The 19,498-nt window shown below is 51.8% G+C and carries 12 protein-coding genes and 3 tRNA genes; 7 read left to right on the top strand and 8 right to left on the bottom strand.

Annotated elements, in window-relative coordinates:
* Positions 1-17 precede the first annotated feature (17 nt).
* Positions 18-102: transfer RNA gene (locus HMPREF0733_RS10585), tRNA-Leu, on the bottom strand.
* Positions 103-167: 65 nt separating this feature from the next.
* Entirely contained in the window at positions 168-644 is a 477-nt protein-coding gene (gene bcp / locus HMPREF0733_RS10580) for a thioredoxin-dependent thiol peroxidase (RefSeq protein ID WP_013399308.1), read from the bottom strand.
* A 267-nt stretch (positions 645-911) separates the two neighbouring features.
* On the opposite strand from bcp, the gene HMPREF0733_RS10575 reads away from it, so the two are divergent.
* Positions 912-984, top strand: a tRNA-Lys gene (locus HMPREF0733_RS10575).
* Between the two features lie 186 nt (positions 985-1,170).
* Positions 1,171-1,243 (top strand) — tRNA-Lys (locus HMPREF0733_RS10570).
* 113 nt (positions 1,244-1,356) lie between these two features.
* Here the strand turns inward: HMPREF0733_RS10570 and HMPREF0733_RS10565 are convergent.
* The gene (locus HMPREF0733_RS10565; RefSeq protein WP_013399306.1) at positions 1,357-1,875 is read right to left on the bottom strand and encodes a hypothetical protein; all 519 of its coding nucleotides are present in this window, start codon (positions 1,873-1,875) and stop codon (positions 1,357-1,359) included.
* Between the two features lie 533 nt (positions 1,876-2,408).
* On the opposite strand from HMPREF0733_RS10565, the gene HMPREF0733_RS10560 reads away from it, so the two are divergent.
* The 5 genes from HMPREF0733_RS10560 to metG all read left to right on the top strand — a co-directional run bounded on the left by HMPREF0733_RS10560 (position 2,409) and on the right by metG (position 8,745).
* The gene (locus tag HMPREF0733_RS10560; protein ID WP_013399304.1) at positions 2,409-4,229 is read left to right on the top strand and encodes an acetolactate synthase large subunit; all 1,821 of its coding nucleotides are present in this window, start codon (positions 2,409-2,411) and stop codon (positions 4,227-4,229) included.
* Complete coding sequence (ilvN, locus tag HMPREF0733_RS10555; RefSeq protein ID WP_004004952.1) at positions 4,229-4,729, top strand: acetolactate synthase small subunit; 501 nt, start codon at positions 4,229-4,231, stop codon at positions 4,727-4,729. Before HMPREF0733_RS10560 ends, ilvN begins: the two co-directional genes overlap by 1 nt.
* Before the next feature lie 157 nt (positions 4,730-4,886).
* Positions 4,887-5,915, top strand: a complete 1,029-nt coding sequence (gene ilvC, locus HMPREF0733_RS10550; RefSeq protein WP_013399303.1) for a ketol-acid reductoisomerase — start codon at positions 4,887-4,889, stop codon at positions 5,913-5,915.
* 307 nt (positions 5,916-6,222) lie between these two features.
* Complete coding sequence (locus tag HMPREF0733_RS10545; RefSeq protein ID WP_041322160.1) at positions 6,223-7,026, top strand: YwqG family protein; 804 nt, start codon at positions 6,223-6,225, stop codon at positions 7,024-7,026.
* A gap of 171 nt (positions 7,027-7,197) precedes the next feature.
* The gene (gene metG, locus HMPREF0733_RS10540) at positions 7,198-8,745 is read left to right on the top strand and encodes a methionine--tRNA ligase (protein WP_013399301.1); all 1,548 of its coding nucleotides are present in this window, start codon (positions 7,198-7,200) and stop codon (positions 8,743-8,745) included.
* Between the two features lie 130 nt (positions 8,746-8,875).
* On the opposite strand, the gene HMPREF0733_RS10535 is transcribed toward metG, so the two are convergent.
* The 5 genes from HMPREF0733_RS10535 to HMPREF0733_RS10515 all read right to left on the bottom strand — a co-directional run bounded on the left by HMPREF0733_RS10535 (position 8,876) and on the right by HMPREF0733_RS10515 (position 19,351).
* Positions 8,876-11,602, bottom strand: coding sequence for an FtsX-like permease family protein (locus HMPREF0733_RS10535; protein WP_013399300.1), 2,727 nt, complete (start codon positions 11,600-11,602; stop codon positions 8,876-8,878).
* Positions 11,603-11,604: 2 nt separating this feature from the next.
* Complete coding sequence (locus HMPREF0733_RS10530) at positions 11,605-12,366, bottom strand: ABC transporter ATP-binding protein (protein WP_004004947.1); 762 nt, start codon at positions 12,364-12,366, stop codon at positions 11,605-11,607.
* Between the two features lie 396 nt (positions 12,367-12,762).
* A complete protein-coding gene (locus tag HMPREF0733_RS10525; RefSeq protein ID WP_041321820.1) occupies positions 12,763-15,519 on the bottom strand; it encodes an ABC transporter permease in 2,757 nt (918 codons plus the stop codon).
* Between the two features lie 2 nt (positions 15,520-15,521).
* Complete coding sequence (locus HMPREF0733_RS10520; protein ID WP_013399298.1) at positions 15,522-16,283, bottom strand: ABC transporter ATP-binding protein; 762 nt, start codon at positions 16,281-16,283, stop codon at positions 15,522-15,524.
* 251 nt (positions 16,284-16,534) lie between these two features.
* A complete protein-coding gene (locus HMPREF0733_RS10515) occupies positions 16,535-19,351 on the bottom strand; it encodes an ABC transporter permease (RefSeq protein WP_013399297.1) in 2,817 nt (938 codons plus the stop codon).
* Positions 19,352-19,498 lie beyond the last annotated feature (147 nt).

Below are 19,498 nucleotides of genomic sequence, written 5' to 3'. Positions count from 1 at the left end.
CGTTGCGGACCCAAGATTGGTGCGCGAGGGGGGACTTGAACCCCCACGCCGTAAGGCACAGGAACCTAAATCCTGCGTGTCTGCCAATTTCACCACTCGCGCGGGGAGCAAAGCTACCTAGGAAAGTCTACACGAGGACGTAAGACTATACAAACGGAAAAATCCGACTATTTGGGGTCAATGCCAAGGTCACGGCGTAGCTTAGCAACATGGCCGGTGGCGCGTACATTATATTGCGCCAGCTCTATGATGCCCTGCTCATTGATGACGAATGTAGATCGGATAAGTCCTTCGTAGACTTTGCCATAGTTTTTCTTCTCGCCCCATGCGCCATAGACAAGCGCAACAGCGTGATCGGCATCGGAGAGAAGGGGGAAAGTGAGAGACTCTTTGGTGGTGAACTTCTCTAGGGCTGCGGGTTTGTCGGGAGAAACGCCTAAGACAACGTATCCGAGCGATTTCAAAGAGGCAAGGTTATCTCGAAAATCGCAAGCTTCTTTGGTGCATCCGGGTGTTGATGCCTTGGGATAGAAGTAGAGAATGACCTTATGCCCTGCGTAATCCGCTAGGGAATATTGCTGACCGGTATAATCTTCCAGGGTAAAACTTGGGGCTTTTGTGCCTGGTTCTAGTCGGGTGCTCATGGTTTCTCCTTAAAAGTAGAGGTTCTCGGTATTGCATGTGTTGCCGTAAACGTTCTCTTTAGTGTACGGGGTTTATAGGATCTCTGGGATATTTTTTTGTGAGGGTGCGCCATGAGATGAGGCGCTGCGGTGCCATCGAGAGCATGAGCGACAGCAAGAAATAAGAGTTTGTGTGAAGCGTCACTTATATGTAACTTGCGTGAAATATTAATTATCCGTATAGTATTTATCTGTTGTCGTACGAATGCGATACATCACCCCAAGTAAGCGCCTCTAGCTCAATTGGCAGAGCAATTGACTCTTAATCAATGGGTTCTGGGTTCGAGTCCCAGGGGGCGCACAAAATAAACCCCGTCGGTTATGGCGGGGTTTTGTTGTATACCATAGTGATTTGCAATCGTGATGCTGGACGTCGATGTTCGCCAAAATCGCTGACTACAGCCGTGTTCATAAGTTGCAAAACGCGCTTGATGCTCGTATAGTATTTATCTGTTGCCGTTGCGAAGCTGCAATATTTGTTACCTAAGCGCCTTTAGCTCAATTGGCAGAGCAATTGACTCTTAATCAATGGGTTCTGGGTTCGAGTCCCAGAGGGCGCACAGAATAAACCCCGTCACTATCTGTGACGGGGTTTGCTTTTTATACAGTCCGGCTGGATTAGTGTATATGCATTATCCGTGACAGCCCTGTATGGTACAGGCCGTTTAAGAGCCTAGAGAACAGGCCAGCGTGAGGTTACAAACTCGCGGAAAGCAGAGACGTCGCGACTCTGGTTGAGAACACCGGTCCCGTGAATGGTGGTAATCTCAGGCGCATCCTCAAAAATAAGCAGGAAAGAGCTGCCGTTCACCGATTCAATAGCCACCGAATGTTCACCTACCCGGTATGCGTGCAGCGCATTTGTGTTATCAATGGTGGATGCGGTGCCAGCAGGCGTAACATCTGGCATGCGGATAGGGGCGATAATAACCTCGTCAGGAACCTCTTGGTAGCCCACCAAAAAATGCTCCTGCATAGGTTCTTGGTGTTGGTCGATATCAGGGTTACGGTAGATGGCGCTTCCGGTAGCGTAGACCAAGTCGTAGGCCCCATAGTTAATAATCTGCTCATCGAATGCAGGGTGGAGCACCTTGATGAGCTGTTCTCCCGTAAGAGCCTCGGCGCTCTGTGGTTGGTTAGACTGCTCTGGTGTAGGGGAGGGTGAAGCAGCCAGGTTTTGCGAGTCGGTCATGTACTCATCTTACCGGCGAAGGCGTTCTACGTCACTGTATCACGTCACATATTTACCTGGGGGATTACTGGAGCTCGCAGATTACCGCAAGAATCAATTATTGTCTGTGCCGGTGCTGACCTGAGTCAGGCTCTCTTGGGCGCTGGGCATACAACAGGATATCCTACAGAGCTGGGTAAGAGCTCGAAAATATATCGAAAGTACACGCAATGCGAAGAAATTAGAGAAACTCTCATAAAAACGGCGTGGAAATTTGACTCATGACATCAAGAGCGAGACTATATAAAGGTGCAAACACGCAAGACGCAGCGAATTCTTGGCCTTGTCGTCGTCGCCTAGGGCGCTTCACAAGGTAGATTTTCTGTGAATAGAATGTGCGCCCTTCGCAACACCATAGCGGAGGGTATTTTTATAGCTAAAGGCGCCCGACCGGAGCCTACAGCGAGCGAAACAGTGCGTAAGATACCCGAACAGACGGGCTTCACGCGCATCTGTCGAGAACTAGAAAACAATACAAACGAGGCATCATTATTATGACCACGGGATTTTCGATTAACTCCGCGGGTAGTGGGCAGGCTGAAGAAAAAGCCCCTGCTGCCGAACGCATGACCGGCTCGCAAGCGATTATTCGTACACTCGAACTTTTGGGTGTTACCGATGTCTTCGGTCTGCCAGGTGGCGCAATTCTGCCCACCTACGACCCCTTGATGGATTCTTCCAAAATTAACCACATCCTCGTTCGTCATGAGCAGGGGGCAGGGCATGCGGCTCAAGGGTATGCAACTTCCACCGGCAAAGTCGGCGTGTGTATTGCAACATCAGGGCCGGGCGCCACAAACCTGATCACCGCGATCGCGGACGCCAATATGGACTCCGTTCCGCTGGTAGCTATCACCGGTCAGGTTTCCACCAAACTTCTGGGCACCGACGCCTTCCAAGAAGCGGATGTGGTGGGCATGACTATGCCGATTACCAAGCACTCCTTCATGATTTCTGATCCGCAGGATATTCCGCGTGCGCTCTCTGCCGCGTTCCATATCGCCTCCACCGGACGCCCCGGCCCCGTGCTCGTGGACATCACCAAGGACGCGCAGGTCGGTATGATGGAGTTCAACTGGCCCCCCAAGGTTGAGGTACGCGGGTACACTCCCGTAACCCGTGGTCACTCCAAGCAGATTCGTGAAGCGGCCAAGCTCATCAGTGAATCCAAACGTCCCGTACTGTACGTTGGCGGCGGTATTATCCGCTCCGGTGCATCCGAGGAGCTGGCAAAGCTCGCCGAAATTACCGGGGCTCCCGTGGTGACCACGTTGAACGCCCGTGGTGCTTTCCCAGACTCCAACCCGCAAAACCTGGGCATGCCTGGTATGCACGGCACCGTTCCCGCCGTGTTCGCTATGCAGAAATCCGATCTGCTGATTACTCTAGGGGCTCGTTTTGACGACCGCGTGACCGGTAAACTCGACTCTTTCGCCCCCGAAGCCAAGGTCATCCACATTGACGTAGACCCGGCAGAAATCTCCAAGATTCGCTTCGCAGACGTGCCGATCGTGGGTGATTTGCGCTATGTGCTCCCCGAACTCAACGAACTGCTCTCCACCGAGTTCGCCAATAAGTTGCCGAACTTAGGCGAGTGGTGGGTTGAACTTGATACCATCAAGAACGACTACCCCCTTGGGTACACCAAGACCGACGACGGCTTGGGATCCCCCCAGCACGTATTGGAGCGCCTGAGCGCCCTCACCGGTCCCGATGCTTTCTACGTGACCGGCGTGGGACAGCATCAAATGTGGGGCGCACATTTCATCGGCCAAGAGAAACCGCGGCATTTCCTCAGCTCAGCAGGACTCGGCACTATGGGATACTGCGTTCCCGCCGCTATGGGCGTGAAAGTTGCCAACCCAGACTCCGTTGTGTGGGCTATTGATGGTGACGGTTGTTTTCAGATGACCAACCAGGAACTTGCCACCTGCGCACAGAACAACATTCCCATCAAGGTTGCCGTGGTCAATAACTCCTCGCTGGGTATGGTGCGTCAGTGGCAGGCACTCTTCTACGATGGTCGATACTCCAACACCCATCTGCGCACCGGGCACGGAACCGACCGCATCCCTGACTTTGTGAAGCTTGGCGACGCCTATGGATGCGCCACTTTCCGCTGCGAGAGGGACGAAGACGTGGACGAGGTTATCAAACAAGCGCTCGCTATCAACGACCGTCCCGTGGTGATTGACTTTACCGTGAGCCCCGATGCCATGGTATGGCCGATGGTGCCCGCCGGTGTATCGAACGACCTCATCCAAATCGCTAAAAACACGTCACCCGATTTCGGTCGAGAAGAGGGAGAAAACTAATGAGCCTGCACACCCTATCCGTTTTAGTTGAAGACAAACCCGGTGTGCTCTCACGCGTGACCGGTTTGTTCTCTCGCCGCATGTTCAATATTCAGTCTTTGGCGGTGGGTCCCACTGAGGTTCCCGACGTTTCGCGCATCACAATTGTTGCTGATGGTGAGCCTGAGACTTTGGAACAGCTTACTAAGCAGCTCAACAAGCTGATCCATGTGCTTAAGGTGGTGGAGTTAGCCCCAGAGACTTCAACACAGCGTGATCACATCATGGTTAAGGTCAAGGCGGATGCCGCCGCTCGCCTGCAGGTTGTGCAGGCCGCTGACCTTTTCCGTGCTTCGGTTATTGATGTCTCTACCGAGTCCGTAGTGATTGAGGCAACCGGTTCTCCCGAAAAGCTTAACGCCTTGCTTGATGTTCTTGAACCTTACGGAGTGCGAGAGATCGTGCGTGCTGGGACCATTGCACTCTCTCGTGGTCCACGTTCCATGAGTGAACGTATCTAACGCTAAAACCCTGTCAGGATGTGGGAGGCGCCGCCCACGGTTCGATACTTCCCGCATCCTGAGATTTATCACAGAACGCCCATGAGCGGCGCCACGTCTAGTAAACTTAACGCCTGAGCCTGAGTTCGGGCTAAACCTATTATTTTGAGGAGACAAAATGGCAGCAACCATTTTCTACAACGACGATGCAGACCTCGCCCCAGTCCAGGGACGTACCGTTGCGATTATCGGTTATGGTTCTCAGGGACATGCACACGCTCTGAACCTGCGTGATTCTGGAGTCAAGGTTATTGTTGGTCTGGCTGAGGGCTCCAAATCCCGCGCTAAGGCTGAAGCAGAAGGTCTGCGTGTAGCTACCGTTGCTGAAGCTGCAGCTGAAGCGGACCTCATCATGATTCTGACCCCGGACCAGGTACAGGCTCAGGTCTACAAAGAGAGCATTGAACCTAACCTGAAGCCCGGCGATGCTCTGTTCTTCGCACATGGCTTCAACATTCACTTCGGGTACATCACCGTTCCCGAAGGCGTGGACGTGGCTATGGTCGCTCCGAAGGGCCCCGGTCATACCGTGCGTCGTGAATATGAAGCAGGTCGTGGTGTGCCCGCTCTCGTTGCTGTCGAGAAGGACCCGTCCGGTAAGGCTCTGGAGCTTGCTCTGTCTTACGCTAAGGCACTCGGTGCAACCCGTGCAGGTGTTATCAAGACCACTTTCACCGAAGAAACCGAGTCTGACCTCTTTGGTGAGCAGGCAGTGCTGTGTGGTTCGCTTTCGCAGCTGGTTCAGTACGGTTTCGAGGTTCTTACCGAGGCAGGATACCAGCCTGAAATTGCATACTTCGAGGTTCTGCACGAACTCAAGCTCATCGTGGATCTGATGATTGAGGGCGGTATTGCTAAGCAGCGTTGGTCCATTTCCGACACCGCCGAGTACGGCGACTACGTCTCCGGTCCTCGCGTGATTTCTCCTCAGGTCAAGGAGAACATGAAGGAGGTTCTCGCCGATATCCAGAATGGCGCCTTCGCAAAGCGCTTCATGGACGATCAGGCCGCAGGCGCACCCGAGTTCAAGGAACTGCGTGCTAAGGGCGAGTCTCACCCGATTGAAGCTACCGGTCGCAAACTGCGCGAGCTGTTCTCGTGGAACACTGTTGACGATGACTATACCGAAGGTTCGGTGGCTCGCTAAGCACTAAGCTACTAGCGTTTCTGGGGGTGTCTATCATGATGGTAGGCACCCCTTCGTGTGTGCTTGGCCTTTGAGATATTTACGGCTACTAATAGCAATGCTCTGGAATTTCTTTCCTATCGTATATACCACCTACCTGAGCGGCTGGAGCTATATGGTGCTGTTCCTGTTACTGGACAAAACAGGTAATGACGAAATCGGTTGTGTGCTGGCTCGGGAAGGTGCTCTCATTAAACCAGGGCGCAGGTGGAAACACCTGCACAACCCAGCAATGACCATAGATAGAAACGTTGAAGGAGAGCTTCCTGTGAGCGATATTGTTGAGAAAGCTACTGCCCTTGTTGAAGAGCTCTATGCTGAAAACCCATTACCCACTATTAGGATTAAGCCCTCTGAGGCTGCTGAGCCGCTGCCGGTGACCGTCTCGAAGTTCGGGGGAGTGCCGTATCTGCCCGCTGGGGTGGAGGCGCCCACCGACTCGGACGGGGTGCCGATGGGCATGGTTGCGCAAATCAACTGTACTGAACTACCTGAGAATCCCATTTATCCGCCTACCGGCATGGTGCAGTTCTGGGTGAGCACAAACGTATGTTGGGGGATAGATAAGGAAGAGAATCACCGTGTGATCTACTATCCTCAGCTGGGTGAAGCGAATCCGGATGCGGTAGCGACTTGGGAGGATCATGAGCGAGACTTCTGGTGGCCTATCAAAAGTGAGTGTGCACTCGAATTTACGACGCCTGGGCGGGAAATATTTGCCCCGAACGATTCGATAAATCACCCGCTGCTTGAGAAGTGGAACCAGGCATACCCGGAACAGGCTATTACGAGTCTTGATGACTTTGATGTATATGTGGAAGAAATTGAGGATTTTACTGGTTCAGGGAACTACTCAAGGCTTGGTGGGTTACCGGACTTTATACAGGGTGATCCACGCCGAGAAGAGCCTGAAAACTCTGATATCCGCAGGCGTACCGTGAACCTGTTAACGATAAACTCGAACATAGGCGTGCTCTGGGGTGATTGTGGTACAGCGAACTGGGTGATCGCCCCGGACCGGTTGGCAGCACGTGACTTCTCACAGGTCTTCTATGAGTGGTCATGCAGCTAGCGGGCCCGGCGTACAGCGTACTGTTGTAAACGCAGGCAGCCCCTTCGCACATTCTGCCTGCGGAGGGGGCCTGCTACTGCAGCTGTGGTTGTGTGTGGGTACATGACGGCGGCTTGTCGCATTACTGTTTCGCCGCATCTATGCTGAAAAACTGCGGTAAGATTAATAATTATGAGTGTTACCCCCTTCTACATCACGACTGCGATTTCTTACCCCAACGGAAACCCCCACATCGGTCATGCCTATGAGACCATTGCCGCCGATGTGCTGGCACGTTTCAAGCGACTCGACGGTTTTGACGTGCGCTTTATGACGGGCACCGACGAACACGGGCAGAAGATGCAGACCACCGCTGAGAAACAGGGGAAAACCGCCAAAGAACTCGCCGATGAGAACTCCGCCCGTTTTAAAGCTATGAACGATGCTCTCGGTATTAGCTACGATCGCTTTATTCGCACTACGGATCCGGACCATTATGAGGCATCCCAAGCAATCTGGAAGCGTATGGAAGAGAACGGGGATATCTACCTCGATAAATATGCCGGATGGTACTCTGTGCGGGATGAAGCCTATTACGCCGAGGACGAGACCGAAGAACGCGACGGGCAGCGCTACGCCATTTCTACCGGAACGGAAGTCGAATGGACTGAGGAAGAATCTTATTTCTTCCGCCTCTCAAAGTACGCCGATAAACTTCTAGAACTCTATAAAAATGAAGGGTATGTTTTCCCTGAATCGCGTCGCAATGAGCTGATCTCATTCGTCAAGGGCGGTTTGAATGACCTTTCGATTTCACGCACCACCTTCGACTGGGGTGTCCCCGTGCCCGGCAACGATAAACATGTCATGTACGTGTGGGTGGATGCGCTGACTAACTACCTAACCGGGCTTGGCTACCCCAATACGGACGGGGAACTGTTCACGAAATATTGGCCCGCTGATCTGCACCTGATCGGTAAGGATATTACTCGATTCCACTCTATCTATTGGCCTGCCTTCCTCTGGTCTGCCGGTCTTGAGCTGCCCAAACGTGTTTTTGGGCATGGGTTCCTTCTGGTCAATGGCGAGAAAATGTCGAAGTCGGTGGGTAACGTGGTGGATCCCGCGGATCTTGTGGCAGCGTTCGGGCTGGATCAGGTCCGATTCTTCCTGATGCGCGAGGTCTCTTTCGGACAAGACGGCTCGTATTCCGAAGAATCCATTATCAACCGCATCAATTCTGATCTTGCGAATAACCTGGGTAATCTGGCGCAGCGTTCGCTCTCAATGGTTGCCAAGAACTGCGACGGTAGGGTACCGACCCCTGGAGAATTTACTGAGGCTGACCGCAAGATTCTGGCCGGTGCTTCCGCACTTTATGAACCGGTGCGGGCAGACTATGATGAGCAGGCGTTCCACCGTGCCCTAGAGCGCATCTGGACTGTGCTTGCCGATACGAATGCTTACTTTGCGGAACAGGAACCGTGGACTCTGCGCAAAAACGGCGAGTTTGAGCGCATGAATACCGTACTCTATGTGACTCTTGAGGTGGTCCGTCAGGTTGCCATTCTGATGCAGCCGGTGATGCCCGGTTCGATGGAGAAACTTCTTGACTTGCTGGGGGTAGCAGAAGGGGAGGAACGCCTTTTCGCTGCGCTCCCTAAGAACCTGACAGCTGGGAAGGAGCTTCCTGCACCGACACCGGTTTTCCCGCGATACGAAGCGCCAAAAGAGGCATAGAATCACACTATAAAGTACAGAATATCCCGGAACCTCCAAAGAGGTTCCGGGATATTTTTGATAGTGAGGGCTCCCGGTATTGTCTAAAACACCGGGAGCCCTCACCCGTTGCAGGATCTAGCCTACCTGATTAGTGGGAACTCAGCCCCTCTACCGGGGATTGTCGCGCCGACCGGAAGGCTGGGATAGCTGATGCCGCGAACGCAGCGATGATACCCACGATGAGCACGAGAACCAGACCGCTGACAGGTAGAACTACTGCCATCGCCATGGACTCGCGAGTAGCGTGTACCAGTACTTGAGAAAGTACAAGGCCTATACCCACACCCGAAACGATACCCATCGCCAACGCGCCGAGAGTAATCATGACAGCCTCGGTCGAAACCATACGCCGCAGCTGCTTGCGGGACAGGCCCAGCGAGCGGAGCATCGCATTCTCCCTGCGACGTTCGTTCACCGATAGGGTCATAGTATTCGCCACACCGATAATGGCGATCACAATAGCCAGTGCCAGCAGGATCAAGGCACCACTGAGCATAATAGTCAGCATTTGGTCATTATTCTTGCGAATCTGAAGACCACCTTGAAAATCGGTTCCGTTGTTTGCCTTGGCAAGCTCCCCTTGAAGCTCGGTATTATCGCTTGATGACAGTGGAGTGCTTGCCCGCACCAGAACCATGGTTGCTGTACCGCGTGCTGCGAAACTACGCGCCAAGGCGGGGTTTTCCTGAGCCGCTTTCATGAGCGCTTCTTGGGCGGCGGGATCGTCTGGCAATGCCTGATTACTAGCGGCCTGCGGATCAGATGCATTCTGTACCTGGGCACCGGTTTCCGGTGATACCACGAAGAATGGTTCCTTAGTGTTTGCCTTGACGGGTTTGAGCTCAATCTCGCCAAGAGGGCCGCTGACCTTAAGACGAGTGTTGTTATCGAACTTACCCAGATCCCAAATATCCTGGGGGACGAGTACCTCATCATTCTTTAAATTGGTACCTGATTCTCCGGTTGCTACCTTGTGCAGATCATCGTTGCTAAGCGCGATTACATTGTCTTTGAGATTGGCGGAGTCTGCGTTATCGGGTTTTGCTGTGTATTCGATAACGCCCGCAGCCGAACCGACGCTGACAGCCTCAACATTCTTCGTGCCCCTGATCTTATCAGCAACTTCGTGAGCCTTTGTCACGCTTGCGCTGCCGTTAGTTGTGGTAGATTCACCGAAAGGAGCGTATGCCGAAATCGGCGATATCCTATCAATCTCTTGGGCAATGGAGGCGCTCATCACTGAGTGGCTGGTGAGAACAGCGGAAATAACCAAGGTTCCTACCAGCACGGCTCGCCCAGTGGAAACCGTGCGTTTGGGTGAGCGCAAGGAATTTGCTAACGCCAGTTTACCCGTTTGCCCGCGCAGAGCTACGCCGAAAAAACGAACCAGAGGGATGAGAACCCACGGGGTGAGAAGAAAGACTGCTATGCCGAGGAAGAGGCATGCCAGCAGTACGGAAGAGATAGCGGATCCGCCGTCTTTATTCCCTATAGCCGCGATAGCGATAATAACGCCTGCAAGAGCGGAGAGAACACCGAAGATTCCTCCTAAAACGCTAGGTTTCTTGACCGCCTGGCTTGTGCTTGCGCTCATGGCACTAATAGGGGAAATACTCAGTGCGGTGCGCGCCGGTATAAGTGAAGCGAGTACGGTCACAGCGGTGCACATGAGTACGCCTGCAATAAACGCCGTGGGGGAGAAATTGACGATGAACGAGCTGAACATCGCGTTTAGAATGCCACCGACCGCGTATACCAGTCCTGAACCGATGACTGAGAAGAAGACCCCAATTATTAGTGATTCTATGAGGAGCATCCGCACCAGCGAACCACCGCGGGCACCGAGAGTACGCAGCAGGGCGAGTTCGCGTACACGCTGCCCCACCAGCACCGCGAAGGTGTTCGAAATGACGAACGAAGAAACCAACAGAGCCAGAATTGCGAAGGCGATAAGAATGGTATTCAGCGAGTTGAAGAGCGTTGAGAACTGTTTCTTAAGGTGATCTATCATCTGCGTGTTAGAGAGCACCTTGGGGGTGGTGTTTTTATCACCGGTGTTCAGTTCTTTCTGCAGCGCGTCACGCGAGTCCTGAGTATTGTTCTTGAGCTTAATGAACGCCTGAGGCGCCATGGGTTTAGCGGGGTCTGAGACGATCCCGCCCTCTTCCTCTGCAAGCTGACGCGCGGTATCCGCAAGACCGGTGCCACCAATAAAAACGTTGTCGCTCATCTGTGAATCTGAGATACCGGTGTTAAAGGTAGCTGTGAGGGTGTACTCGGTGTCTTTCGCGCTATCCTTATCGGTGGCTGAGGTGACGATATTGGGCATGGTTACCTTATCGCCAATTTTCAGGTTGTGTTTCTCGGCGAAACTCTTAGCGACCAGGAGTTCGGTGTCTGTGGACGGGAGATTCCCCTCAATATCAAAGGGTGAAAGGTCCTTTGACGGTGGCGCAGAACCGTATGCTACCTTCTCCTTATCGGCTCCGTAGGTGCCGGAAAAAGTGTATAGAATCCAGGATGAGCTAACCTCAGGAGATTCCTGAATCTTCTTAACCGTGTCATTGGACATCGGGAACTTAGCGGTTGAGTTCTGATTATCCTGGTCCATGACACCCGCAGAGACCACCATGTTCTCGGAGTTAGCGTAGACATCACCGATAGTCGCATCCATCGTGGCCTGAAGCGATGCGGTAAGCATCAGCACCGCCGAGATGAAGAACGATGAAATGGCGATACCAATACCCGTGAGAATGTATTTCTTCTTGGAGGAGCGGATATTTGCCCGCGCCACCGTATTAAGCGTTGCAGCCAATGTTATTCACCTTCCAACTGGCCCATAGCCTGAAGCACCGCGTCGTGGGTGGGATTAAGCATTTCGCCAGCAATCATGCCGTCTTTGAGGAAGACCACGCGGTCTGCGTAGGATGCTGCGTGTGCATCGTGCGTTACCATGAGGATGGTCTGCTGGTGCTCGGTTGCTGCATCCCGGAGAAGCCGTAGAACCTCAGCTCCGGAGTTTGAATCGAGGTTGCCGGTGGGCTCGTCGGCGAAGACGACGTCCGGGCGGGAGAGCAACGCACGCACAATAGCGACGCGTTGCTGTTGACCACCGGAGAGCTGTTCGGGACGGTGATCCAGACGTTTTTGCAGCCCTAGGGTTTGAACAAGGTAGTCGCGCCACACCGAATCGGGCTTTTTACCGGCCAAGCCGAGCGGCAAATCGATATTCTGCCCGGCGGTAAGGGTTGGAACTAGGTTGAAGGCCTGGAAAATGAACCCGACATGCTCACGGCGGAATTCGGTAAGCTGATTATCTTTTTGGCCGTAGAGGTCGGTATCGCCGATGCGAATAATCGTCTCTGGATTACGATCAGGAGTATCGAGCGTGGCGAGAGTTTGCATCAGGGTTGATTTACCAGAGCCGGAAGGCCCCATGATGGCGGTGAACTTGCCGTACTCGAAGTCGATGTTCACATTGTTAAGGGCATGAACGATGGCTTCGCCCGTGCCGTAGGTCTTGGACAGATTACGTGTTGCTACCGCAGGTTCGTATGCGGGAATTGTTGATGTGCTCATGAGTTAATTGTTTCAAGATTGCAAAAATATATCCCCTGACATTTGTCATCCTTTGAGCTGAAATTCTTGAAGGCAAAATAAATGGCACTCATACTTTTGGATGAGAAATACTAGGGATCGAAAAAAGCAAGCCTCCGTAAGGATGAAAATACCCACGAAGAAGAAAAATAATTAAAATAAAAAATTTAGAGTCTATGCAATAATTATGGACGGTATTTTGATCCCTAGAAAGTAAGAATATATAGACTATTTAGATCTATAAAAGTGGGTTTTCTAAGTTTTATATCTGGGACTTCTACACGTAAAAATAATTCGGGAGCACGAACCACATAAAAAGGGCAAACTCCCTAATGTGGGGAGTTCGCCCTTTTCGATGCAGGTCATTTTGCCAATCGACTAGCCTCGCATGCCCTCCACAGGGGAGAGACGGGCCGATCGGGCCGCTGGTAATATCGAGGCAACGAACGCCGATACCAGACCTACCAGCAGAACAAAGAACAATCCAAGGTAAGGAAGATCAATGACGACTTCAGTAGAAGAACTGGTACCTGCAATCACAACTTTAGCGGCGGCAATACCAATTCCAACACCCGCGAGGATGCCTAGGATCACGGCTCCTAAGGTAATCAGAATTGCCTCGGCTGAAATCATGCGACGCAGCTGTTTGCGGGAGAGACCCAGTGAGCGAAGCATCGCATTCTCGCGGCGACGCTCGTTCACCGACAAAGTCATCGTATTGGCTACACCGATAATCGAGATGACTACGGCCAGGGCAAGAAGAACTAAGGTGAAGATCAGCATGATCATCATAATCTGATCAAATTGCTGGCGTCCCTGCAAACCACCGGTGAATTCGTTACCGTCATTAGCCTTGGTGAGCTGTTCCTGAAGAGTCGAGTTTGCACTTGAGGAAAGCGGTGACTTGGCGTGAACGAGCACCATAGTCTGGGCACCGGTAGCACCACTTGTCGATGATGCAGCAGAGCTCTGCTCCCCAGCATCTGGGGTAGCTTCTGCAGGAACCTGAGCGTTTTCAGGAGCCTGTGATGAATCTAGCAGAGGCGTTGGATCTGAGGCGTTCTGCAGCTTGGTACCGGTCGTGGGATTCACAATATATAGCGACATATTGCTGCTGGTGGACTTGATAGGTTTTAACTCTACCGTCCCCAAGGGACCACGTGCTTTAAGGCGAGTGGAGTCATTGAAGTGGGCATTATCATAAAGGGCAGCCGAGACAAGCACGGTATCATCTTCAAGCTGATGTGACCCTTCAGTCGGAATGACCTTTGTGAGATCGTCGTGGCTGAGTGCTACCAGATTCTCGGTGCGATTCTGTGCTTCACCACCGTCTTTCGGAGGGACCGTGAAATCAACGGTACCCGCTGCAGAAGCCACAGCAACACTATCGACGTTTTCCAAACCGCGAACTTTATCAGCGACAGAGCGCGCCTTATTGACGCTCTCAGATCCTGCTGTAGGTCCGGTACCGTAGGTGGCTGCCGCAGAGATCGGGTATAGCTTATCCATCGCGTTCGCCACGGTGGACGTCATGATGGAATATCCGGTCAGTACTGCGGTGACGACAAGCGCGCCTACCAAGACCGCGCGCCCGGTCGAAACGGTACGTTTCGGGGAACGCAATGCATTTGCTACCGCCAATTTTCCGGTCTGGTTGCGGAAGACTGAGCCCAGGACACGGACAAGGGGCAGAAGAAGCCACGGGGTCAGCATAAAGACCGCAATGCCCAGCAGAAGCGCGGCAATCATAACGAGAAGAACAGAGGTCCCTGCATTTGAGCTATCGTTATTCTGCGTGATGGTATTGAACGCAAGGATCATGAGTGCACCGCCGCCAGCACCGATAATAAGACCCGCAATAAGGCCTGCGATGTTCGGCTTCTTGACCGCCTGAGCCGTAGTTTCGCCCATCGCGCTGATGGGAGAAATCTTCAAAGCGGTACGTGCTGGAGCGAGCGAGGCAATAACCGTGACCAAGGTGCACAGTACAACACCGACAACAAAAGCCATCGGATCGTAAGAAACCATGAAACTATTATTGGATAGCGCACTCAGCAATGCCGCGATCGGATACACGAGAACCGCGCCGATAGTGGAGAAGATGACGCCCACAACAAGCGATTCAACCACAAGCATACGTACCAAGGACGAGCCCTGTGCCCCTAGAGTACGTAACAACGCCAGCTCGCGGATGCGCTGTCCCACCAGCACCGCGAAGGTGTTCGAAATGACGAACGAAGAAACCAGCAGCGCTAGTGCGGCAAAGGCGCCTAAGATGACACCGAGGAATGTGAACATCGTGGAGAGCTGTTTCTTCACAACCTCCATGTACTCAGGACCGGACATAACAGAAGGCTCAGTTTTTTTGTCACCCGTGTTGAGTTTCTTCTGCAGCTCTGCGCGAGCAGCAGCGTCGTCCGTTCCTTTGAACTTGACGTATGCCATGCTGGCACCGGGAACGGCGTAGTTTGCAGAAGAAGCACCCCCAGCATTTTTGAGTACCTTGTTAGCTGCCTCCCCATAGGAAGTTCCGCCAATAAACATAGCGTTATTCGTATCGGAGCCTGAGAATCCGACATCAAAAATACCGGTGATGGTGTACTCGCGCGTAGTTCCTGTATTTGGGTCAGAGATCGACGCGACTATATCGGGGGAACTGACCTTAGAATTAAGTTGAAGATTATGCTTTTGTGCAAAATCTTTCGAGATCATCAGCTCGGTGTCTGAGGTCGGCAATTTACCTTCAAAGTCGAAGGGAAAAAGATCTGCACTGTTAGGCGCTTGGGTATAAGAAACTTGAGTTTTATCGGGACCAAACTTACCCCGGCCCTGGTAGACAATCCACGACTGATCGACTGAATCATCATTCTGAATATTTTTGATGCTCTCTTCATCCAGATAGATATTTGCTTCAGTGTTAGAGTTATCGCGCGCATAGGAAGAGACAACAACGTTATCTGCTTTGGAAAGAATGCCATTTACCGATGCATTTAGAGTTCCCTGCAAAGAGCTGACTAATACAATAACGGCAGCAATAAAAAATGAAGAAATTGCGATACCGATTCCAGTAAGAATATATTTTCCTTTAGACGCGCGTAAATTAGCGCGCCCCACCGTATTAAGCGTTGTAGCCAATGTTATTCACCTTCCAACTGTCCCATGGCGTTTAGAACAGCATCGTGGGTGGGTTTGAGCATTTCGCCAGCTATGGCACCGTCTTTGAGGAAGACCACGCGGTCTGCGTAGGATGCTGCGTGTGCATCGTGGGTCACCATGAGGATGGTTTGCTGATGTTCGTTTGCCGCGGTTCGCAGGAGCTTGAGTACTTCGGTACCAGAGTTTGAATCGAGGTTACCGGTGGGCTCGTCGGCGAAGACGACGTCCGGGCGGGAGAGTAGTGCGCGTACGATGGCGACGCGTTGTTGCTGACCACCGGAGAGCTGTTCGGGACGGTGGCTGAGCCGTTTTGTTAGACCCAAAGTCTCCACAAGATAATCGCGCCAAATAGGATCAGGCTTTTTGCCTGCCAGGCCAAGCGGTAAGTCGATATTCTGCCCGGCGGTGAGGGTGGGTACCAGGTTGAAGGCCTGGAAAATAAAGCCGATATGTTCGCGACGAAACTCGGTTAACTCTTTATCCCGCCGACCGTATAGCTCGGTATCGGCAATTTTGATGCTGGTTTTGGGGTTAACATCCGGAGTATCTAGGGTTGCCAAAGTCTGCATAAGGGTAGATTTACCGGAGCCGGAAGGCCCCATAATAGCGGTAAATTTACCCTGTTCGAAAGAAACTGTTACGTTATTGAGGGCATGTACCGTCGCCTCACCTGTGCCGTAAGTCTTGCTCAGGTTTTGGGCGGTAACAGCTGGTTTAACAGAAGTATCTAATGTAGTAGTCATAACACCAATTATCCCAAACTAGAATGAAAACCTGTGGGAGGTTTTATCATACTTTTGGGTGATTTCTGGAGTTCTGTCTCTAAAATAACCGTAACTATTTTCAAGGTAAAGTTAGTGAAAATACAGGCAATATTATAAGTAGAGTACTTTCTCAGGAATGTATGCGAGAATAATATATAAGTAGGAATGTGTTCTATTAAATACTTGGTACAGGTAGTAATTTTTATATGCTGCATAGCATCTGCACAGACTTAATCGTCTCGAAGCGCCTGAACCGGTGAGATTTTTGAAGCGCGTACGGAGGGAACCCACGAAGCTAAGACAGCAATCCCTAAAGCGCCGAAGAAGGCTATACAGTATTCCGTCAGGGGAATTCGGTAGATGATCTCAATGCTATGTGGCGTGATAGCGCGTGTCAGGATAAACCCGGCAAGCGTGCCGCCGATGAGAGCAACCAGCAGCGCTGAGAGCGTGATAAGAATAGCTTCAATCATAATGACTGAACGTAACTGCTGACGCGAAAGCCCCAGAGTGCGGAGGAGTGCGTTTTCGCGGCTTCGTTCATGGGCTGAGAGCACCAAAGTATTACTTACCCCTAACACCGAAATCAGTACCATAAGAGCGATAATAGCCAGAATGGTATACATGATAACGATAAGGGAAATTTCGACAGCAGCGCGCATCTCTAGAATGCCCGCGAGATATAACCCGTGTGTTGTACGGGAAATATCCGTTAGATCATTCCGTAATTCTGTACTTTCATCAGAACTCAATCCCTGTTTGGCGCGCACTACCACATAGGACTCTCCAGTGGAAGAAGAACCTTCAAGAAGCTGGGGATGATCAAGATCCTGTACATTGGCGGCGGTCTCACGTGAGATATAGGGGGTATGGTCATCAGTTTGTGAGTACACCGCAGTAAGTCGTAGGTCTCCACGCGGTCCATGAAGTGTAAAACTAGGTGGCTTATGCCCTTGCAAGGCATGTTGTTCTGAGCGAGGCAGAACCACCACATCACCCTGCAATATCGTTTCGGAGGTACCAGGCAATACTATGTCAATATCCTGGGGTGAAACCGCATAGGCAGCGGGAAGATCAGTATGGTCAGGAGTGCCAGCTGCAGCGCTGGGATTACTGCCTGCTTCATTCACCGGCCCATCTGAAGTTGTGAGAGTATGAGAATCATCATCGCAGGTGAGGTTTCCCGCATATTGTACAAACGCTTCAGACTGTACGGACGGCAGTTCTTGGACCCTGCGCTGCGCATCCTGTGCCTGGTGCATATACCGTTCTGCAGTGGATTCAGAATTCTGAGAATTGCGTGCAGTAGAGGAGTTACCCTCCGTATCCTTGGAGCCATTAAACGTTAGAACCGCTGCCGGATGGTCTGTCTGCTGTATAAAGCTTGTGACAGATGCCTTAAGGGTCACATAACCTGTAAGCACCATAGCTATAAGCATCATTCCTACGAGGAGGGCTCGCCCGGTCGACACCATACGTGCCGGAGAACGCAGCGCATTTTTACACGCGATAGACCCCGTTAGGGTACGCGCTATCAGAGAGGACCAGAACTTCACGAGCGGTGAAAGTATTTTATGGGCTGCCGTCAAAATAGCAAAGCATAAGAGAGCATCAGCAATAATACCCACAATAAGCACTTGAACGCTATGGGTGCCCTCCATGCCATCAGGCACGTGCTCAGAGGATTTACTTATGAAGACTGCATACGCCACAATACCCGCCACAAGCAATAACAGAGCGATAACCCCCTGACGCTTACCGTAGGTAGAAACCTGCTGTACTACGCCATCACGAAGCCCTTGCACAGGCGATACTTTTGATGCTGCATAGGCGGGTTTAAGAGCGGCGATCCAGGTGACGGCAACACACACTGGCAGAGTAACTCCCAAAGGGACCAGGGAAAAAGTGAAAACCAATGTATGAGCGGCCCACGACGTGATAACCGCCCAAAGAGCGTAGGCAAGTGTAATACCTAAAGAAGCTGCGAGAACTCCCAAAACCGTAGATTCTGCCAGCACTATAGTGAGAAGATTGGGGCGGCTGGCTCCTAAAGTACGCAGCAGAGCGAGCTCGCGGGTGCGCTGAGAAAGCAACACGCTAAATGTATTGGTGATAACAAAAGCAGAGACCATGAGGGCTAATGCTGCCAGACCTAAAAGGGCTGCGGTGAGCAGATCATTGGCAAAACCTATGTCCGGTTCTAATTTGTGGGCATATTCATGCGCTGGCACTACATACCCATGATCGTCGTGGTGCGCGGTAAATTCCCGCTTAAAATCTTCAACCGAAACACCCTCACGGAGCTTGACCGCAACTATATGCGCATCATGAACAATATTTGTTTTATGCTCGCGATGAGCAATTTTCGATACCGTTGTCAGCATAGTGCCACCGGCAAAAATTGTTATTGAATCTTCAGACCCCAGGTCCGGAGAGCGGAAAGTACCAGTGATCGTATATTCCTTGGTGGGCAAAGAATCTTCTAAAGATAGTGTGCCGCCCTCAAAATTTGTAATGGACGTGGGAGTGGGCAGCTTTATTGTTGCGACCGGGTCAATGCCGTGAAATTTATCGCCTATGTTGAGATGCAAAGACTCACGAAGCGACTCTGGGAGCAGAATTTCATGATCATTCTGTGGCATTCGCCCCTGTATCTGATAAGGAAACAAATCCGGGTCAGTGGGAGCTTGAGAAATCGCATAGGGCACAGGGTCGCCCGGCGCGTCATGATACATGGCTGAAACTACCGAGTCTTCCCGGATACCAGCCACCTGGGGGCTATTACGGATATCTTCAACTTCCTCAACCGAAAGAGCGCCTGACGAGTTCTCCTTGGCTTGCCCCGAGATGTTGGTAGCAACAACCGCATCGCTGTTACGTACCTGATTGCCGTAGTGCGCCACATATGTGGCGGAAATGATTGTATTGAGAAGAAGCACGGCACTCAGGAAAAAAGCTGCAACCGCAATGCCCAGTCCCGTCAAAATATATTTACGCCAAGATGCGCGCAGATTTGCATATATCAGCGAGAGCAGAGAGGAGATCATGTAAAAAATCCTGTGGCGTATTACATCATAAATATCGGTCTACTATATAACCGTAAATGTTGGCTCGACGGATATTCATCATTCCCAAGAATGATTTTTCAGCCTTTTCACAGGTTCTGTCTTCAACGGTAGATGTAGACACAAGGA

The organism is Rothia dentocariosa ATCC 17931 (assembly GCF_000164695.2).
Taxonomy (GTDB): Bacteria; Actinomycetota; Actinomycetes; order Actinomycetales; family Micrococcaceae; genus Rothia; species Rothia dentocariosa.
This window is presented reverse-complemented; position numbering and strand designations above follow the sequence as displayed.

What these genes read in the sequence shown, in the direction of transcription:
- bcp (WP_013399308.1), bottom strand. Translation starts at nt 644, where the DNA reads ATGAGCACCCGACTAGAACCAGGCACAAAAGCCCCAAGTTTTACCCTG.
- HMPREF0733_RS10565 (WP_013399306.1), bottom strand. Translation starts at nt 1,875, where the DNA reads ATGACCGACTCGCAAAACCTGGCTGCTTCACCCTCCCCTACACCAGAG.
- HMPREF0733_RS10560 (WP_013399304.1), top strand. Translation starts at nt 2,409, where the DNA reads ATGACCACGGGATTTTCGATTAACTCCGCGGGTAGTGGGCAGGCTGAA.
- ilvN (WP_004004952.1), top strand. Translation starts at nt 4,229, where the DNA reads ATGAGCCTGCACACCCTATCCGTTTTAGTTGAAGACAAACCCGGTGTG.
- ilvC (WP_013399303.1), top strand. Translation starts at nt 4,887, where the DNA reads ATGGCAGCAACCATTTTCTACAACGACGATGCAGACCTCGCCCCAGTC.
- metG (WP_013399301.1), top strand. Translation starts at nt 7,198, where the DNA reads ATGAGTGTTACCCCCTTCTACATCACGACTGCGATTTCTTACCCCAAC.
- HMPREF0733_RS10530 (WP_004004947.1), bottom strand. Translation starts at nt 12,366, where the DNA reads ATGAGCACATCAACAATTCCCGCATACGAACCTGCGGTAGCAACACGT.
- HMPREF0733_RS10520 (WP_013399298.1), bottom strand. Translation starts at nt 16,283, where the DNA reads ATGACTACTACATTAGATACTTCTGTTAAACCAGCTGTTACCGCCCAA.
- HMPREF0733_RS10515 (WP_013399297.1), bottom strand. Translation starts at nt 19,351, where the DNA reads ATGATCTCCTCTCTGCTCTCGCTGATATATGCAAATCTGCGCGCATCT.